Annotated in this window: 11 protein-coding genes; 6 read left to right on the top strand and 5 right to left on the bottom strand. The window is 63.7% G+C overall.

Going from position 1 to position 15,729, the window contains the following annotated elements; translation table 11 throughout:
• Positions 1 to 58 precede the first annotated feature (58 nt).
• Positions 59 to 1,435, top strand: coding sequence for an NrfD/PsrC family molybdoenzyme membrane anchor subunit (gene nrfD / locus QA609_RS12555; protein WP_278302956.1), 1,377 nt, complete (start codon positions 59 to 61; stop codon positions 1,433 to 1,435).
• Positions 1,436 to 1,496: 61 nt separating this feature from the next.
• Here the strand turns inward: nrfD and uvrB are convergent, their stop codons facing one another.
• On the bottom strand, positions 1,497 to 3,551 hold the full coding sequence (gene uvrB / locus QA609_RS12550) for an excinuclease ABC subunit UvrB (protein ID WP_278302955.1): 2,055 nt from the start codon (positions 3,549 to 3,551) through the stop codon (positions 1,497 to 1,499).
• A 120-nt stretch (positions 3,552 to 3,671) separates the two neighbouring features.
• Between uvrB and QA609_RS12545 the strand changes: the two genes are divergently transcribed.
• Positions 3,672 to 4,889, top strand: a complete 1,218-nt coding sequence (locus tag QA609_RS12545; protein WP_278302954.1) for a PQQ-binding-like beta-propeller repeat protein — start codon at positions 3,672 to 3,674, stop codon at positions 4,887 to 4,889.
• Between the two features lie 80 nt (positions 4,890 to 4,969).
• Here QA609_RS12545 and QA609_RS12540 read toward each other — a convergent pair whose 3' ends face one another.
• A complete protein-coding gene (locus tag QA609_RS12540; RefSeq protein ID WP_278302953.1) occupies positions 4,970 to 6,133 on the bottom strand; it encodes a DUF4397 domain-containing protein in 1,164 nt (387 codons plus the stop codon).
• 225 nt (positions 6,134 to 6,358) lie between these two features.
• Between QA609_RS12540 and QA609_RS12535 the strand changes: the two genes are divergently transcribed.
• A complete protein-coding gene (locus QA609_RS12535) occupies positions 6,359 to 6,628 on the top strand; it encodes a hypothetical protein (protein WP_278302952.1) in 270 nt (89 codons plus the stop codon).
• A gap of 268 nt (positions 6,629 to 6,896) precedes the next feature.
• Here the strand turns inward: QA609_RS12535 and QA609_RS12530 are convergent, their stop codons facing one another.
• Positions 6,897 to 8,027, bottom strand: a complete 1,131-nt coding sequence (locus QA609_RS12530) for an ORC1-type DNA replication protein (protein ID WP_278302951.1) — start codon at positions 8,025 to 8,027, stop codon at positions 6,897 to 6,899.
• Between the two features lie 417 nt (positions 8,028 to 8,444).
• Between QA609_RS12530 and QA609_RS12525 the strand changes: the two genes are divergently transcribed.
• Positions 8,445 to 9,092 carry a hypothetical protein gene (locus QA609_RS12525; protein ID WP_278302950.1) on the top strand — a complete coding sequence of 216 codons (648 nt, stop codon included), beginning with the start codon at positions 8,445 to 8,447 and terminating at the stop codon, positions 9,090 to 9,092.
• 707 nt (positions 9,093 to 9,799) lie between these two features.
• Here the strand turns inward: QA609_RS12525 and glmS are convergent.
• Together glmS and QA609_RS12515 are read right to left on the bottom strand one after the other, a co-directional pair.
• Entirely contained in the window at positions 9,800 to 11,605 is a 1,806-nt protein-coding gene (gene glmS / locus QA609_RS12520) for a glutamine--fructose-6-phosphate transaminase (isomerizing) (protein WP_278302949.1), read from the bottom strand.
• A 543-nt stretch (positions 11,606 to 12,148) separates the two neighbouring features.
• On the bottom strand, positions 12,149 to 12,799 hold the full coding sequence (locus tag QA609_RS12515) for a MarR family transcriptional regulator (RefSeq protein WP_278302948.1): 651 nt from the start codon (positions 12,797 to 12,799) through the stop codon (positions 12,149 to 12,151).
• Between the two features lie 342 nt (positions 12,800 to 13,141).
• Here QA609_RS12515 and QA609_RS12510 point away from each other — a divergent pair, with 342 nt between their 5' ends.
• Both QA609_RS12510 and QA609_RS12505 read left to right on the top strand, forming a co-directional pair.
• Positions 13,142 to 14,515 (top strand): nucleotide sugar dehydrogenase, encoded by a 1,374-nt coding sequence (locus tag QA609_RS12510; RefSeq protein ID WP_278302947.1) that lies wholly within the window; start codon positions 13,142 to 13,144, stop codon positions 14,513 to 14,515.
• A 146-nt stretch (positions 14,516 to 14,661) separates the two neighbouring features.
• Complete coding sequence (locus QA609_RS12505; protein WP_278302946.1) at positions 14,662 to 15,729, top strand: DUF354 domain-containing protein; 1,068 nt, start codon at positions 14,662 to 14,664, stop codon at positions 15,727 to 15,729.

Below are 15,729 nucleotides of genomic sequence, written 5' to 3'. Positions count from 1 at the left end.
ATTCTCACCGGACGGATGGAAGTAGCCGGTCGGCGTGGGGGTGTGAAGAGTTCGCACAATGAGCACGAAAGCGCCCACCGAAGCGGACATCCTTCGCCCGATCAAGAACACGACGACGACGTACTTCCTCCTGTTCGGCGTCGCCGGTCTGGCGCTGCTCGCCTTTCTGATCGGCTGGGGCTACCAGCTCGCCGAGGGACTGATCGTTACCGGGCTTTCGGACTGGGGAACGGGAGGCGGGGTCACCTGGGGCGTCTACATCGGCGCCTTCATCTGGTGGGTCGGCATCGCTCACGGCGGGATCATCCTCTCGGCGGCCGTTCGACTGCTGGGGATGGACCGGTACATGCCGGTCGCTCGGCTGGCCGAGCTCCTGACGATTGCGGGGCTCTCCGCAGCGGGCTTCTTTATTCTCGTCCACATGGGTCGTCCCGACCGAATGGTGACGAGCGTGCTCGGTCACTACCACATCACCGTCCACGCGTCGCCGCTGGTGTGGGACGTGACCGTCATCACGGCGTACTTCGTGCTGACGGCGACGTATCTCGGACTCACGCTCAGATACGACGTCACCCGGCTTCGCGATCAGCTACCGAACCACTTCGAACCGGTCTACAAGGGGTTGACGATCGGCTACAGCGAACGGGAGGACGAGATCGTCCAGCGAATGGTCTGGTGGCTCGCGCTCGCGATCATCATCATGGCGCCGCTGTTGCTCCACGGGGGCGTGATCCCGTGGCTGTTCGCAGTGTTGCCGACGTACCCGGTCTGGTTCGGCAGCGTGCAGGGGCCGCAGTTTCTCACTATCGCGCTGACGTCGGCGATCAGCGGCGTGATTCTGCTCTCCTTTGCGTTCCGCCGGGCCTACGACTGGGACCACATCATTACCGACGACGTCTTCCGCGGACTCCTGCTGTGGCTCGGCTTCTTCTGTCTGCTCTTTCTCTGGCTGCAGCTCCAGCAGAACGTCACCGGACTGTTCAAGCCGCCGATCGACTTGGACGTCGCGGCGACCGCGAGGCTGGCCCACCCGATCTACCTCCTGTCGATGGGGCTGGTCTTCGCCGTCCTCGCGTACATCTTCGCGCAGTCGATCCGGCCTGCGCTGTTCTCCAAGGGACGAGCCATCGCCGCGGCCCTGCTCGTGCTGTTCGCGACGCTGATCGAGAAGGTGCTGTTCGTCGTCGAGGGCTTTTTCCACCCCAGCTTCGAGATCTACGGAGCGACCCCGGGAACGTACTTCCCCAGTCTGATCGAGTTCGCCTCGATCACGGGAACGATCGGGATGGTCGTTCTCTTCTTCCTGGGCGTCGCGAAGGTCGTCCCGGTCGTCGAACTCCACGCGATCGAACACCTTCGGGGCGATCACGGCGAACACGACGCCCACCCCGAACGCGCCGAGCACGCCGATCGCGAGTCGGGCACCCACGATTGAAGCCGCGGGCTGCCACGCGGGCTCGCTGTGAGCCCGTTCCGGTCCGCAACACCGGTCGCGTTCAGAACTCCTCGGCCGGCGGCGCGATTCCCTCGTCGTCGGTCTCGAGGGCGAACTCCTCGCGTACCTCACGGATTCGATCTCGGATGTCGGCCGCGAGTTCGAACTCGAGGTTTCCTGCCGCCTCTTCCATCCGATCCTCGAGCTCCGCGATGTAGCGGGCGGCCTCGTCGTCGTCCTCGAGTTCGCGACCCGACACCTCGGTCGTGTCCGTCTTGCTCCCGGGCAGGTTCGTCTCGCCGACCGCCTTGTCGATCGTCGTCGGCTCGAGACCGTGTTTCTCGTTGTACTCCTGTTGGATCTCGCGACGCCGTCGGGTCTCCTCGATCGCCGACTCCATTGCGTTCGACGGGTCGTCGGCGTAGAGGACGACCTCGCCGTTGACGTTTCGGGCGGCCCGGCCCATCGTCTGGACGAGCGTCGTCTCCGAGCGCAGGAACCCCTCCTGGTCGGCGTCGAGGATGCCCACGAGCGAGACCTCGGGGATGTCCAGTCCCTCCCGCAGGAGGTTGATCCCGACGAGCACGTCGATCTCCCCCAGCCGAAGGGAGCGAATGATCTCGTGGCGCTCCAAGGTGTCGGTCTCGTCGTGCATGTAGGCGACGTCGACGCCCGATTCCTCGAGGTACTCCGTGAGGTCCTCGGCCATCCGCTTCGTGAGCGTCGTCACGAGGGTGCGCTCGTCGCGTTCGATGCGCTCGTCGATACGGTCCATCAGGTCGTCGACCTGGCCGCTGGCGGGTGAGACCTCGATCTCCGGGTCGACGAGGTGGGTCGGCCGAACGATCTGTTCGACGATCCGATCGGAGTGCTCGCGCTCGTAGTCGCCCGGCGTCGCGCTCACGTAGAGGGTCTGGTCGGTCTTCTCATCGAACTCCTCGAACGTGAGCGGGCGGTTGTCGTACGCCGTCGGCAGCCGGAAGCCGTTCTCGACCAGCGAGTCCTTCCGGGACTTGTCGCCGGCGTACTGGCCCCGGACCTGGGGGAGGGTTACGTGGGACTCGTCGACCACCGTCAGGAAGTCGTCGGGGAAGTAGTCGAGTAAGGTGTAGGGGGCCTCACCGGACTCGCGATCCGAGAGATAGAGCGAGTAGTTCTCGATGCCCGAACAGTAGCCCGTCTCCTGCATCATCTCGAGGTCGAACGTCGTTCGCTCCTCGATGCGCTGGGCGGCGAGCATGTCGCCCTGTCGCTCGAAGTACGAGATCCGGCTGTCGAGGTCGTCGCGGATCTCGTCCATCGCCCGCTCGAGTTTCGTCTCCGGGATGGAGTAGTGTTCTGCCGGGTGGACGAGGACGGCCTGCTGTTCACCCTGGGTCTCGCCCTCGAGGGGGTCGACCTTCACCATGCGGTCGATCTCGTCGCCCCACAGCTCCACGCGAACGGCGTAGCGACCGTACATCGGGTAGATCTCGATCGTGTCGCCCCGCACTCGAAACGTCCCCTGCGTGAAGTCGACGTCGTTGCGCTCGTAGTTCAGGTCGACGAGCCGCGCCAGCAGCTCGTCGCGGCCGGTCTCCTCGCCGACCTCGAGTCGCATCGACATGTCGATGTAGTTGCGCGGGTCACCGAGGCCGTAGATAGCAGAGACGGAAGCGACGACGATGACGTCCTCGCGCGTCAGCAACGAGCGCGTCGCCGAGTGGCGCAGGCGGTCGATTTCGTCGTTGATCGAGGCGTCCTTGTCGATGTACGTGTCGGTCTGCTCGACGTAGGCCTCGGGCTGGTAGTAGTCGTAGTAAGAGACGAAGTACTCGACGGCGTTGTTCGGAAAGAGGCTCCGGAACTCCTCGTAGAGCTGCGCCGCGAGCGTCTTGTTGTGGGCGATCACGAGGGTCGGCTTCTGGATCTCCTCGATCGTCCACGAGACGGTGTTGGTCTTGCCCGATCCCGTCACGCCCAGCAGGGTCTGCTTGTCCGCGCCCGTCCGGAACCCCTCGGCGAGCTCCTGGATCGCCTCGGGCTGGTCGCCCGCAGGGTCGAACGGCGCGTCCACCTCGAACGGCTGGGCGGCCTCGGGACGGTCCGGCTGGAGGGGACCTCGAGAGTCACTCATCATCTGGATCAGGGACTCGAGACACTTGACGCGCTCGCATGCAGCGCGCGGGCGCCCGCGAGCCTCGAGCGATCCGGGGGGACCCGAAAGGCTATACCGATAACGTGTAGAGGCGGTGATATGCTATCCAGACGCGCCGTGCTCGCGACGGGGGCTTCGGCCGGACTGGCCGCCGTCGCGGGCTGTCTCTCGACACACTCCTTTGCGGACCTCGAGACCGATTCGGACAGCTGGCGGCTCTCGCGGTACGACCCGCAGAACACGGGTCACAACGCCGACGCGACCGTCCCCAACGAACCCGAGGAGCGCTGGCGAGTGGAACTCGATTCGCCGGGTCGGGACGTCGACGGACTCGTCGTCGGCGAGGACGTCGTCGTCGCGGGCAGCGAGGCGGAGACGAGCCGGAGCCTCGTCGCGCTCGAACGGGACGACGGGGGCGTTCGGTGGGAGGACGAGGACGCCGACGTCGCCGCGCTCGCGCTCGGCGACGAAACGGTGTACACAACGGCAGACGACGGGCACGTCGCCGCCTACGATCGCGAAACCGGCGAGCGGACCTGGGAGACCGCCGGAGCGAGCGGGTCGACGATCCACGGAGTCTGGCTCCTCTTCGACGGCGAGACGCTGTATCGCGGAGACGAAAGTCGCCTCACCGCCTACGACGCCGAGGACGGCGACGAACGCTGGCACCTCTCGGGGTACGGCGCGAGCGCGATCGAGGACGGACGACTGCTGCGGGGGAACGCGGGACTCACCGCGTACGAGTCCCCCACTGAATCGGTGCGATTCGACGACAGGGAGCCGGAGCCACGCTGGGAAGCGTCGGGCGGGGGGTACGGAACGTTCCCCGTCGTCTGGGAGGATCGAGTCCTCACTGGTGCTCGCTTCTGGTCGTTCGACGACGACTTCGCGCGACTGCAGGCCCATCGGATCGACGACGGCGAGCTCGAGTGGGAACGCGAGTTCTCGGACGCCCGCGTCACCTCGCCGGTGATCGTCGACGACCGGGCGATCTTTCACGTCGGACGTGGCGACCGGGACGACGCTCCCGCCGAACCAAGCACACTGGCGGCGGTCGACCGCGAGGGGACGATCCATTGGGAGCTCGAGACCGAGTGGGAGCGACCGACCCTGGCCGCCGCGGGAGAGACGCTTCTCGTCGGCGGTGACGCCGACGACGCCGATCTCGTCGCGATCGATCCGACGGGCGGCGAGCGCCGATGGGAGCGTGATCTCCAGGGAGACAGCGTCCAGGTCGCCAGCGCAGCGGCGCTCGCGCCGGTCGACGGCGAACTGTTCGTCGGAACCGGACACAGTCACGTCGTCGCCTACGGCTGAGAGGACTGAGTCGAAAAGAACGGAACGGGTCGGATCGCTCGACTCGGAACCGGCGGTCGGCCCCTTCTTCTACCGGTCAGCTAGCACTGGTGGTCCGGCGCCGCCTTCTTTCCGTTAGCCGCATCCTTGCCGTCGGTTGGACCCTTGTCCTTGCCGTTGCCCGCGTGCTTACCGTCGGCCGCGTCTTTTCCGTTTGCGGCCTCCTTCTCGTCGACGCCGTTCTTGCCGTCGGCCGGCTCCTTTTCCTTGGCCGCGTCGTCACCGATCTTGTCTTTACCCTTCTCGTCAACGTCTTTCTCGTCAACGTCTTTCTCGTCAACGTCTTTCTCGTCAACGTCCTTCTCGTCCTTCTCGTCCTTCTCGTCGACGTCTTTGTCGTCGTCCTTTTCGTCAGCGTCTTTCTCGTCCTTCTCGTCGACGTCTTTCTCGTCGTCCTCGTCCTTCGGGTCCTCGTCCTCGTGGTCGGCTTCCGGCGCTTCCTCCTCCGCATCAGCCGCCGGTCCGTCGACGACGAGTTCGACCGTGAACTCGCGGTCGGCGAACTCCTCGGGTGGCTCGAGGTAGCCGATCGCGTACCCCGTCGTGATCGACTCGGCTTCGAGTTCGACGTCGAACGACGCTACCTCCTCGTCCTCGCCTGCCGGACGGACGGAGAGCGTGTACGCGCCGGCGGGAACGGCGAGGTACTCCGAGACGTCCTCGAACTCGACACCCTCGACCAGCGGCTCTTCGTCGGCGTAGATGTCGACGGCGGGCGCGTCGGGCGAGAAGTGTGCCACGCGAACGAACGCCGCGTCGGCCCCGGCGCCCTCCGGCAGGGGCTCGGCGTCGACCAGGATCTCCGGCCGGAACGTCTCGGCCTCGAGTTCGCCGATCGCCGCGATCGTGGCGAACCCCTCGGCGACCTCGACCTCGTCCTCGAAAACGACGGCCTCGGGATCGCCGGCCGCCGTGATCGCGACGGTGTAGGTTCCGGGCTCGAGCTCCAGGTACGGCGAGACGGCGCCGTAGGGAACGTCCGCGAGCACCTGTTCGTCGTCGACGAGGATATCGACGTTCGGCGCGTCGGGAGAGAAGTGAGCCACGCGGACCGCGGCGGAGACGGCGGCCGGTTCGTCGGCTGCGTCGTCGGCCGGTCGCTCGTCGTCCTCGTGTTCGCCTTTCGCGAAGACGGTACCGCTGGTAGCACCCAGTCCACCTGCTACAGCTATCGCTTTTAACGTCGTGCGTCGTGATACGGACATTTGCAACCGTGACCGGGAAGCGGGACGGCAAAAAGCCGTTAGTCAGTACTCGAGATACTTTCGAGGTTATCGTCGGCAACGATCGTGTACGGGCACCCTACGGAGAGAAGCTGACGTATACACAGTCTGTAGCCTCCCGTCCGAATCGGGAGACGACGACCCGCCCTTGATACCGGGGCTGATGTCTGGCCAACCGTTATGAGTCGGACCATCGTGGGTTCGGGTATGGCTCAGGAACTGACGCAGGTTCGCGACGAGCTCGAGAAGGCGGCCGAGACGGCGGACGACGACGGCCTCCGCGAGGACATCCGCGAGCACGTCGATGCGTTCGAGGATTACACGGTCAGCGACCACGAACCGGACCACGCGCTCATGGACGAACATCTGAACGGAGTGCGACAGCTCAGCGAGCGCGCCGAGGGAGATACGGAAGCACACCTCGAAAGCGCCCTCGAGACCGCCGAGGAGTACCGCGAAGGGATCGATCAGGCCTGAACCGCCGCTCTCGTGGCTCGATCCGCGACGTCGGCCAGTGTCGCTCCTGCCGAACAGCTCCCGACCTGTAGTGTTCAAACCGGTCGACGATGACGGGAGCTTGCGTTTCTCGGGAACTCCAAGGAGGATTTCCACGGAAAGCTGTGCGTCGACGGAGGTGCCAAACGCCTCGAAGGGCTGTGCGTTGGTCATCAACTGGCGTCGCTCAGCCGTCGTCCAATAGCTCAAGGACAACCCGGGCGACACTGCGTTTGCCGTGAGTTACAGCTCACTCGAGGCGATCGAGGACGGCCTCCTTGTCGTAGGACAGCGACAGCGAACGCGATCGGCCCCGACCCTCGATGTCGGCGTAGTCGGCGTCGATCAGCCCGAGCTGATCGAGCTTGTTGACGATTTCGGAGTACCTCGTGTACCCCAGTCCCGTCTCCTCGTGGAAGGTCTCGTACACCTCGCCGGCCTGTCCGCCGTCGTTGGTGGCGATGACCTCGAGCAGCGCCCGTTCGGTGTCCGACAGCCCGGAGAGACTCCGGGAGAGGTTGATGTACTTCGACTTCTCGTAGGCCGCTTCGACGTCGGCCATCTCGACGGTTCGGCTCCCACGCATTTCGGCGTTGAGTCCCGCGCGGCGCAGGAGGTCGATGCCGACTCGGAGGTCGCCGCTCTCGGCCGTCCGATCGGCGACGTGCTCGACGGTACTCCGCGAGATGACGCCGTCGCGAAACCCCTTTCGGACCCGCTCGTCGAGGATGTCGACTATTTCGGGCTGGTCGTACACCGGGAAGTAGACCTCTTCGGGCCGAAACACGCTCTGAACCCGCGAGTCGAGTTCGTCGATGACCTCGAGGGTCGGATCGGAGGAGACGACGATGACGCCAATCTTCGCACCGGGGTACTCCTCGTGAGCACGAAGCAGCGAGTACAGCGTGTCAGAGGCCTCGTTCTCGTAAAAGAGGTAGTTGACGTCGTCGAGCGCGACGACCAGCACGCGGTCGTCCTCGACGAGTTTGTCGGCAATCTGGCCGAACAGTTTCTTGAACGAGATTCCAGACGACGGCGGTTCGTAGTCGAAGGTCCCCTCGAACAGCCGCGAGAACACCGAGTACCGCGTCGAGTTGACCTGACAGTTGACGCGGATCGTTCGTACGTCGCTGGTCTGTGTTCCGACCTCGTCGAACAGCTTCTGGACCGCCGTCGTCTTTCCCGTTCCGGGCGGTCCCCGAACCATGACGTTCAGCGGGCGGGAACCGCGAACCGCCGGTCGCAGCGCGTACGTGAGGTTCTGCGTCTGCGTGTCGCGGTGTTTGAACGTCTCGGGAACGTAGTCGATCTCGAAGACGTGCTCGTCTCTGAACACGGACTCGTCCCACGACAACATCCCCTCCTCGGGGTCGTCTGCCATTACTTTCACCACGCTGTCGTAGTTACTTAGTTGTTTGCGAGGCAGGCTCCGCGTCCGGAACGTCCCGTCGCGAATACGCGTATTCGGCTGCTTACTTCCTCCTCTCGCGTTTTTGATGCTGACGCTGGGTCGAAACATCGAGGTTCGTTTAACGGCCGTATAATGAAACGTCATACACCGCAAGTAGCCACCAATGGGACCAGCTATCTCGTCGTGGCACACACGAGATCAGGGCGAGCGCCGACCGGATCTTCCTCTCGAGGCCGACGGCTACGACGCGGAGCGAACGGCGTTGACCGGCCGGATTGGCCGGTCGAACCACGCCAGTCGCGATCAACGGCGTTATGAGACACCAGTTCGTCGGTCACGAGGAACGTGTCGGGAGAGAAAACGTACGGCACAGCGCACACCGGTAGTATGAGTCACTCGGGTCCACAGAACGCGCGGTCGGTCTCGACCGGCGCCCAGCTCCTGCTGATCGTTGCCGGGATCGGGTTTCTCGTCGCCGGAATCGCGCTTGCCGCGAGCGGATCGGGGATCGACGACGCGATCACCGGAGTGGACGACGACGAAATCGAGGGAGAAACGGAACCGGACGAACCGAGCGACGAGGGTGAGAGCGACGAGGCTGACACCGAAGACGAAGGCGGTGACGACGTAGACGAAAGCGATGACGACGGGGACGGCGGTGAAGGCGATGCGGACGACGCCCCGGCTGACGACGGTGCCGACGATGCTGGAGGCGACGACACCCCGGCTGACGACGACGGAGCCGACGATGACGCGGCCGACGATGCCGGAGGCGATGACGTCCCGGCTGATGACGACGGAGCAGACGACGTCCCGGCTGACGACGACGCCGGTGCAGACGACGTCCCGGCTGACGACGACGTGTTCGGTGATGATGACGATGCCGACGATGATGCGGCCGACGATGACGATGCTGACGATGATGAGGACGATGCCGACGATGACGATGATGACGATGACGATGATGACGACGACGATGATGACGACGATGACGATGACGACGACGATGATGACGACGGCAACTGGTTCGAGTAGCGCGGTAGCGTAGCGCGCTTCCTTTTTGCAGCCGAAGGTCGTCCAGGAGTGATTCGAACCTGACGTTCGTTTCTGTGTCTCCCTCGAGACGGTTACCGTTCCGAACGCGATCACCGCGTAGACGGACACGCTGCAAGGGAATCGTAGCGGGCGGATCCGGAATCAGGACCGAACTCGAGCAGGGAACACCGACGGTCGATCGTGGGCTTCGCGACGGTCGAACGGGAACGAACAACCACCGACGGTCATCGCTGCCGGAGGGATCCCCGACAGTACTCGCCGAAACGGCTGTGGCAACCGTCCCGACCGAGACACGGCTCGTCTTCGGAATAGGCAATCGTTGTCGCTGGGTCGGCATCGAACCGCTCGCGATCCGTAGCGCCTCTATGCCTCGAGACGGGGAACGTCTCGAGAGCGGCGCTCGTATGGGCCGTTTTAAAACACCGACTCCGTACGCTCTCGAGTCAGCCGCGGAAATCTCGCGGCAAAAAACGGCCCGAGTGCAACCGTCGGCGAATCGGATTGGACGCCACCCAGAAGCGGGGTTGACTCGAATCGATCCGACGACTCACGAGAGCGAGGCGACAGTGCGATCGGCTCGCTGCCGAACCACCATCGAAGGTCGGGAATCGCTCTCGGCGTCCGAAAAACGCAGCGCGAAAAAAGCTCGTATCGAGGGACTGCGGGAGGATTGATCGGAACGCGTCTTACTCGACTGTGACGCTCTTTGCCAGGTTGCGCGGCTTGTCGATCGGTCGGTCGAGTAGATCCGCAGCGTAGTACGAAACCAGCTGCAGTTGGACGTTCGCGAGCAGCCCGGCCCAGACGGGGTGTGTGTCCGGAACCGAGAGGTGGACTTCGGCCGCGTCGACGACGGGATGGTCGTCCGGCGAGACGGCGACGATCGACGCACCTCGAGTCTGTGCCTCGATCGCGTTCGTCTTCGTTTTCCCGTCATCACCGCCAGTACAGACCGCAAAGACCGGCGTCCGTTCCGTGACGAGCGCCAGCGGGCCATGTTTGAGCTGGCCGGAGGCGAACCCTTCGGCGTGCTCGTAGGTGATCTCCTTGAACTTCAGGGCGCCCTCGAGCGCAACGGGGTGGCCGAGCCCGTTGCCGATGAAGAAGAAGGCGTCACTGTCGATATACTGCTTTGCCAGTCGTTCGGCGTCGGTGGTCTCGAGGATCTCCTCGACCTGTCCTGGGAGGTCCTCGAGGCTCTCGAGCATGACGTCGACGTCGTCGACCTGATCGGCGTGGGGGACGTCGGCCGCGAGACGCTGGCTGACCAGCGCGAGCGAGACCGCCTGCGAGGAGAACGTCTTCGTCGCGGCGACGCCGACCTCGGGGCCAGCACGGATGTACATCGCGTCGTCGGTCTCGCGGGCGATCGTCGAGCCGACGACGTTCGTAACCGCCAGCGTTCGCGCACCGCGGTCGGCCGCTTTGCGGATCGCCTGCAGCGTGTCGGCGGTTTCGCCACTTTGCGTGACCGCGATCGTCAGGGTTTCCTCGTCGACGGGGCCCGAGGCGGAGTCGTACTCGCTCGCACGGATCACTTCCGCGCGGATACCCGACGCCTTCAGCAGCTGGGCGCCGTACAGCGCTGCGTGGTACGAAGTCCCACAGGCGACGAACTGGACCTCCTCGACGTTTTCAAAGGAGCCAGCTGGCAGCGACTCGAGGTCGACTTCGCCGTCCTCGACGCGGCCCTCGATCGTGTTCGCGAGCGAGGTCGGTTGGCCGTGGATCTCCTTTTTCATGTAGTGGTCGAACTCGCCCTTGCCCGCGTCCTCGGGATCCCAGTCGACGGTGTCGGTTTCGCGGTGAACCGGCTCGCCCTCGAGGTCGGTAATCTCATAGGATTCGGGCTCGAGAACGACGACGTCGCCGTCTTCGAGGTAGATGACCTCGTCGGTGTAATCGAGGAAGGCCGGAACGTCGCTGGCGAGGAACCAGTCGTCGGTGCCGAGTCCCAGAACCAGCGGGGACCCCTTTCGCGCCGCGTAGACGCGGTCCTCGTCCTCGACGATCGCCGCGATCGCGTAGCTTCCCTCGAGCGTCTCGACTGCCTTGCGCACTGCGGCCTCGGTCGGCAGCTCCTGTCGGTACTCGTTGATCAGGTGCGGGATGACCTCGGTGTCCGTCTCGCTCTGGAAGACGTGTCCCTTCTCCGCCAGTTCCGTCCGAAGCTCCGCGTAGTTGTCGATAACGCCGTTGTGGACGACGGCGACGTCACCGGCGGAGTCGGTGTGGGGGTGTGCGTTTTCCTCGGTCGGCGGACCGTGAGTACTCCAGCGGGTGTGGCCGATGCCGACGTTGCCGGTCGGCAGGTAGTTCAGTTTCGATTTGAGGTCCGAGACCTCGCCGGAGGTCTTGTGGACCTTCACGCCCGAACCGTTTTGGACGGCGATCCCCGCCGAGTCGTAGCCGCGGTACTCGAGGTTCTCGAGTCCCGTCAGCAGCGTATCGGCGGCATCGTCGGATCCGATTCGCGCGATGATACCACACATTATCCGAGTACCTCCTGGTCGGTTCCGGAAACCGAGGAAGAGCCACAAACAGAGCCGGCCGGATCGGTCGAACGTCGGTTCGGTACGCCGCTACGGCGTGCAGTCCTGTAACGTGTCATAGATCTAATCCTCCCGGGCCTTCTGTCCCTGCACATCGACCCGGCGTTACCCGATACGTTGCCGACATAGCCCATTACTATGGATCGGATAACCACTAACGGACGTCCCGTTCCACTATTTCTTCACGTGTCGTCAGTAATATTACCTTATCGTGTAGGGCGAGCGCACGATGGATCGCGTTCGGCAGTTCGAAGAACGGAAGCAGACTAACCACAACCGCACGAACGATAGTATCGGTCGAACGGCTGCACTCTGTTGCAGAGACACGACGCGTCCTTATTCGACCACTAAGAGCGCCAGCGTGCCCGATCCGCAAGCGTATCAGGAGTCCGCTAGTACGGAAGACAGCGGCCAAAAACGGGGATCCGTCGATATATTTACTGAGATGCGAGAGAAGATACCCAGCGACGTTGACTCCGTCGGCTACTGCGGAGACTTCGTAACCGTTACCGATTGGTCGTCGGCCTCCGGGGATCCCTCGGGCCCGTGGTCAGCGAGAACGATCGCGTTCTCGCGACCGACCGAGACCTTGCCGATTTCCCCTCGGTCGTGCATCTCCGAGAGCAGGCGACTAACCTTGGACTTCGACCAGCCGGTTTCCTCGACGATCCGATACTGGTACGTCCGGCCGTCGTTCTCGACGAGTATCCGGATGATCTGCCCTCTGTCGCTCAGAAGTTCATCAGGTGTGTCCGGCGAAATGTACGTTTCGTACGTGTGGGTCGGCTCTTCGGCCGCCGGTTCGTCGTCCGGGTCGTCGTCGTCGGATGATATCAACGCTACCGGGTCGAGCGTGACATCGCGGTTCGAGAGCGCCTCGAGGAGGCGGGCCCCGATGAGTACGCCGATGATCACCACTGCAGCGCCGACCAGTGCGAGCTCCCAGACGGGCGTCCCGCCGAGAAACTGGACGGTATGAGAGACACTGATGCTGGCAGCGAGAGATGCCACCGCTGACCGGACTATTGCGCCGTCGGGCGACGAGAGTAACGCGGCTGCGTGTACCTCGCCGACGGTGACCAGTACGTCGCTGGAGACGGATTCGGATACGGTATCGATCGTTCTGGGCTCCATGGTTGCTAGATTCGGGTGTGACCGACCGTGAGAGAACATATTCACATCGGCCGTATTAGCACACAATATGACATCCAACTTCATTATGCGGTCAAACAGATTTGCTTAACAGCGAAATAAGATGACAGGGTCTGAGAAGCGAAACCAAGGCTGAGTCAGGGTTGAGAGGGAGCTACACTGTTGACGAATCCGAACGACGCATGACGAGGCAGTTTATCGGCTATATAGTAAACCGATGAGATTGTCTGTATTCGGGTGAGGCGTGCCAGCCGTCTCGAGGGCGTCTGGCACACAGGACTCCGACGCGCGTCGGCGACGGCGTCGGGCACGTGACACACCACCATGACCCCACCACTCAGCGACACCGAGAGACGAACTGACGGACCAGAGAGCGATCAGCCGGACGGACTCACCCGGTCGACGGAGGGCAGTCCTCGAGAGGCTACAGTCTGCGTCGTCGGACTCGGCTACGTCGGACTCCCGCTTGCGGTCGGATTCGCACAGGCAGACTACCGTGTCGTCGGTTTCGACGTCGACGACTCGAAGGTCGAGACACTGCAAAACGGGGTCGATACGACCGGAGATCTCTCGGACGAAGCAATTCTCGACGGTGACATCAGCTACACCACCGACTCGGCTGCGGTGCGCGACGCCGACTACGTGCTCGTCACGGTCCCGACGCCGGTCGAAGACGAACGGCCGAACCTCGCGTTTATCGAGAGCGCCGCCGAGACCGTCGGTGCACATCTGACGCGCGGAACGACGGTAATCCTCGAGTCGACGGTGTATCCAGGGGTCACGCGCGAGGAGTTCGCGCCCGCTATCGAGGACGCATCCGGACTGGAGGCCGGCGAGGACTTCTACCTCGCGTACTCTCCGGAACGGGCGACGCCCGGCGACGGCGACCACTCGCTCGACAGCGTCGTCAAGGTCGTCGGTGGACAAAACGAGGCCGTTCTCGAGGACGTCGCGACGCTGTACGAGTCCGTCGTCGACGCAGGCGTTCACCGAGCGCCGTCGATCGAGGTCGCGGAGGCGTGCAAAGTTATCGAAAACGTTCAGCGCGACATCAACATCGCGCTGATGAACGAGCTCTCGATGGCCCTCGAGAAGATGGGGATCGACACGCACGACGTGCTCGAGGCCGCGGGGACGAAGTGGAACTTCCACGACTACCAGCCCGGACTGGTCGGCGGCCACTGCATTCCGGTCGACCCGTACTTCTTCGCCCACCGGGCGAAACAGGCCGGCGCCGATCCGGAACTGATTCTCGCGAGCCGGAACGTCAACGAGTCGATGCCGGATCACATCTCCGATCTCACGATCAAGGCACTCAACGACGGACACAAGACCCTCTGTGAGAGTCGGATACTCGTGCTCGGACTATCGTACAAGCCGGATGTGGGCGACATCCGGAGTTCGAAGATCACGAACGTGATCGATCGGCTCCAGCAGTTCGACGTCGACGTCGTCGGCTACGATCCCCACGCGGACGACGACGCCGTCGAACGGTCGTTCGGAATCGACGTACAGGACTCGCTCTCGTTTGCGGGCTTCGACGGCGTTCTCATGGCGACTCCCCACGCCGAGTTCGACGAACTCGATCTCGGGGCGATGGCGACGGCGCTCAACGATTCCCCTGCGCTGATCGATATTCCCGGGGCGTTCGACGCCGACGATGCAACCGACCGGGGCTTCAGCTACAGGAGAATATAATGTATCGCGGTCATACGATCCGAGGCGGGACGCTACCGAGGAACTCGCCGGCGTCAGCGTTCGCACTCGATACGAAGGTCACGGCCCTCTCGACAGCGACGGGGGTCGACACTACGGGAGCCGATACGGGTAGGGTGAGTCGATAGATGCGCGTCATCGTAACGATCCAACACCCGGCCCACGTCCACTTTTTCAAACACGCTATCGCGGAACTCGAGGCGGACGGGAACGACGTCTACGTCTTCGCGCGGGAAAACGAAGTTGTCAGGGATCTGCTCGAATCGTACGACATCGACCACGAGATCCTGGCCGGCGAGTCCGACTCCCTGTTCTCGCTCGCGAGGGTACAGGCGACCTACGAGGCGCGACTGCTGGCCCGAGCGCGGAAGATCAAACCGGACGTTATTACGGCTATCGGCGGCCCCGCTGCGACCCACGTCGCGAAACTCGTCGGCGCGAAAAGCGTCGTCTTCTACGACACCGAACACGCGACGCTCATCAAGATGCTCGCGTACCCGTTCGCCGATATCGTCTGTACGCCGGAGTGTTACGACGGCGATATCGGGTCGAAAAAGGTCGAGTACCCCGGCTACCACGAACTCGCCTACCTCCACCCCGACCGATTCGACCCCGATCCGGCCGTTCTCGAGGAAGCCGGACTGGAGCCGGACGACACGTTCGTCGTGATGCGGTTGAGTAGCTGGGACTCCTCGCACGATATGGGACAGGGTGGGTTCAACGATCCGATAGAGGCCGTCGAACGGCTCGAAGAGGCCGGCGCGACGGTGTTGATCACCTCGGAGGTTCCACTTCCCGACGAACTCGAATCCAACCGGATGACGACATCGCCGGATCAGATCCACGACCTGCTCGCGTACGCGGACTGTTTCGTCGGCGAGGGCGCAACGATGGCCGCCGAGGCCGCGATACTCGGGACGCCCGCGGTCTACGTGAATTCCCTCTCGCTGGGTTACATGCAAGAGCTCGAGGACGAGTACGGACTCGTGTTCAATTTCAACGACGAGGATCGTCACGCCCGCTCGCTCGAAAAAGCGGTGTCGATCATCGAAAACCGCGACGAGGAGACCTGGCGGCGCCGACGGGACCGGTTGCTCGCCGACCGCGTCGACGTCACCGACGTCATCGTCCGGGAACTCGAAACCGTCCTGACGACCGACTCGGACCGATCGACGGTCGCCGCCAACGCCGACTGA

It is taken from the genome of Natronococcus sp. A-GB7 (genome assembly GCF_029688865.1).
GTDB lineage: Archaea > Halobacteriota > Halobacteria > Halobacteriales > Natrialbaceae > Natronococcus.
This window is presented reverse-complemented; position numbering and strand designations above follow the sequence as displayed.

What these genes read in the sequence shown, in the direction of transcription:
- nrfD (WP_278302956.1), top strand. Translation starts at nt 59, where the DNA reads ATGAGCACGAAAGCGCCCACCGAAGCGGACATCCTTCGCCCGATCAAG.
- uvrB (WP_278302955.1), bottom strand. Translation starts at nt 3,551, where the DNA reads ATGAGTGACTCTCGAGGTCCCCTCCAGCCGGACCGTCCCGAGGCCGCC.
- QA609_RS12545 (WP_278302954.1), top strand. Translation starts at nt 3,672, where the DNA reads ATGCTATCCAGACGCGCCGTGCTCGCGACGGGGGCTTCGGCCGGACTG.
- QA609_RS12540 (WP_278302953.1), bottom strand. Translation starts at nt 6,133, where the DNA reads ATGTCCGTATCACGACGCACGACGTTAAAAGCGATAGCTGTAGCAGGT.
- QA609_RS12535 (WP_278302952.1), top strand. Translation starts at nt 6,359, where the DNA reads ATGGCTCAGGAACTGACGCAGGTTCGCGACGAGCTCGAGAAGGCGGCC.
- QA609_RS12530 (WP_278302951.1), bottom strand. Translation starts at nt 8,027, where the DNA reads ATGGCAGACGACCCCGAGGAGGGGATGTTGTCGTGGGACGAGTCCGTG.
- QA609_RS12525 (WP_278302950.1), top strand. Translation starts at nt 8,445, where the DNA reads ATGAGTCACTCGGGTCCACAGAACGCGCGGTCGGTCTCGACCGGCGCC.
- glmS (WP_278302949.1), bottom strand. Translation starts at nt 11,605, where the DNA reads ATGTGTGGTATCATCGCGCGAATCGGATCCGACGATGCCGCCGATACG.
- QA609_RS12515 (WP_278302948.1), bottom strand. Translation starts at nt 12,799, where the DNA reads ATGGAGCCCAGAACGATCGATACCGTATCCGAATCCGTCTCCAGCGAC.
- QA609_RS12510 (WP_278302947.1), top strand. Translation starts at nt 13,142, where the DNA reads ATGACCCCACCACTCAGCGACACCGAGAGACGAACTGACGGACCAGAG.
- QA609_RS12505 (WP_278302946.1), top strand. Translation starts at nt 14,662, where the DNA reads ATGCGCGTCATCGTAACGATCCAACACCCGGCCCACGTCCACTTTTTC.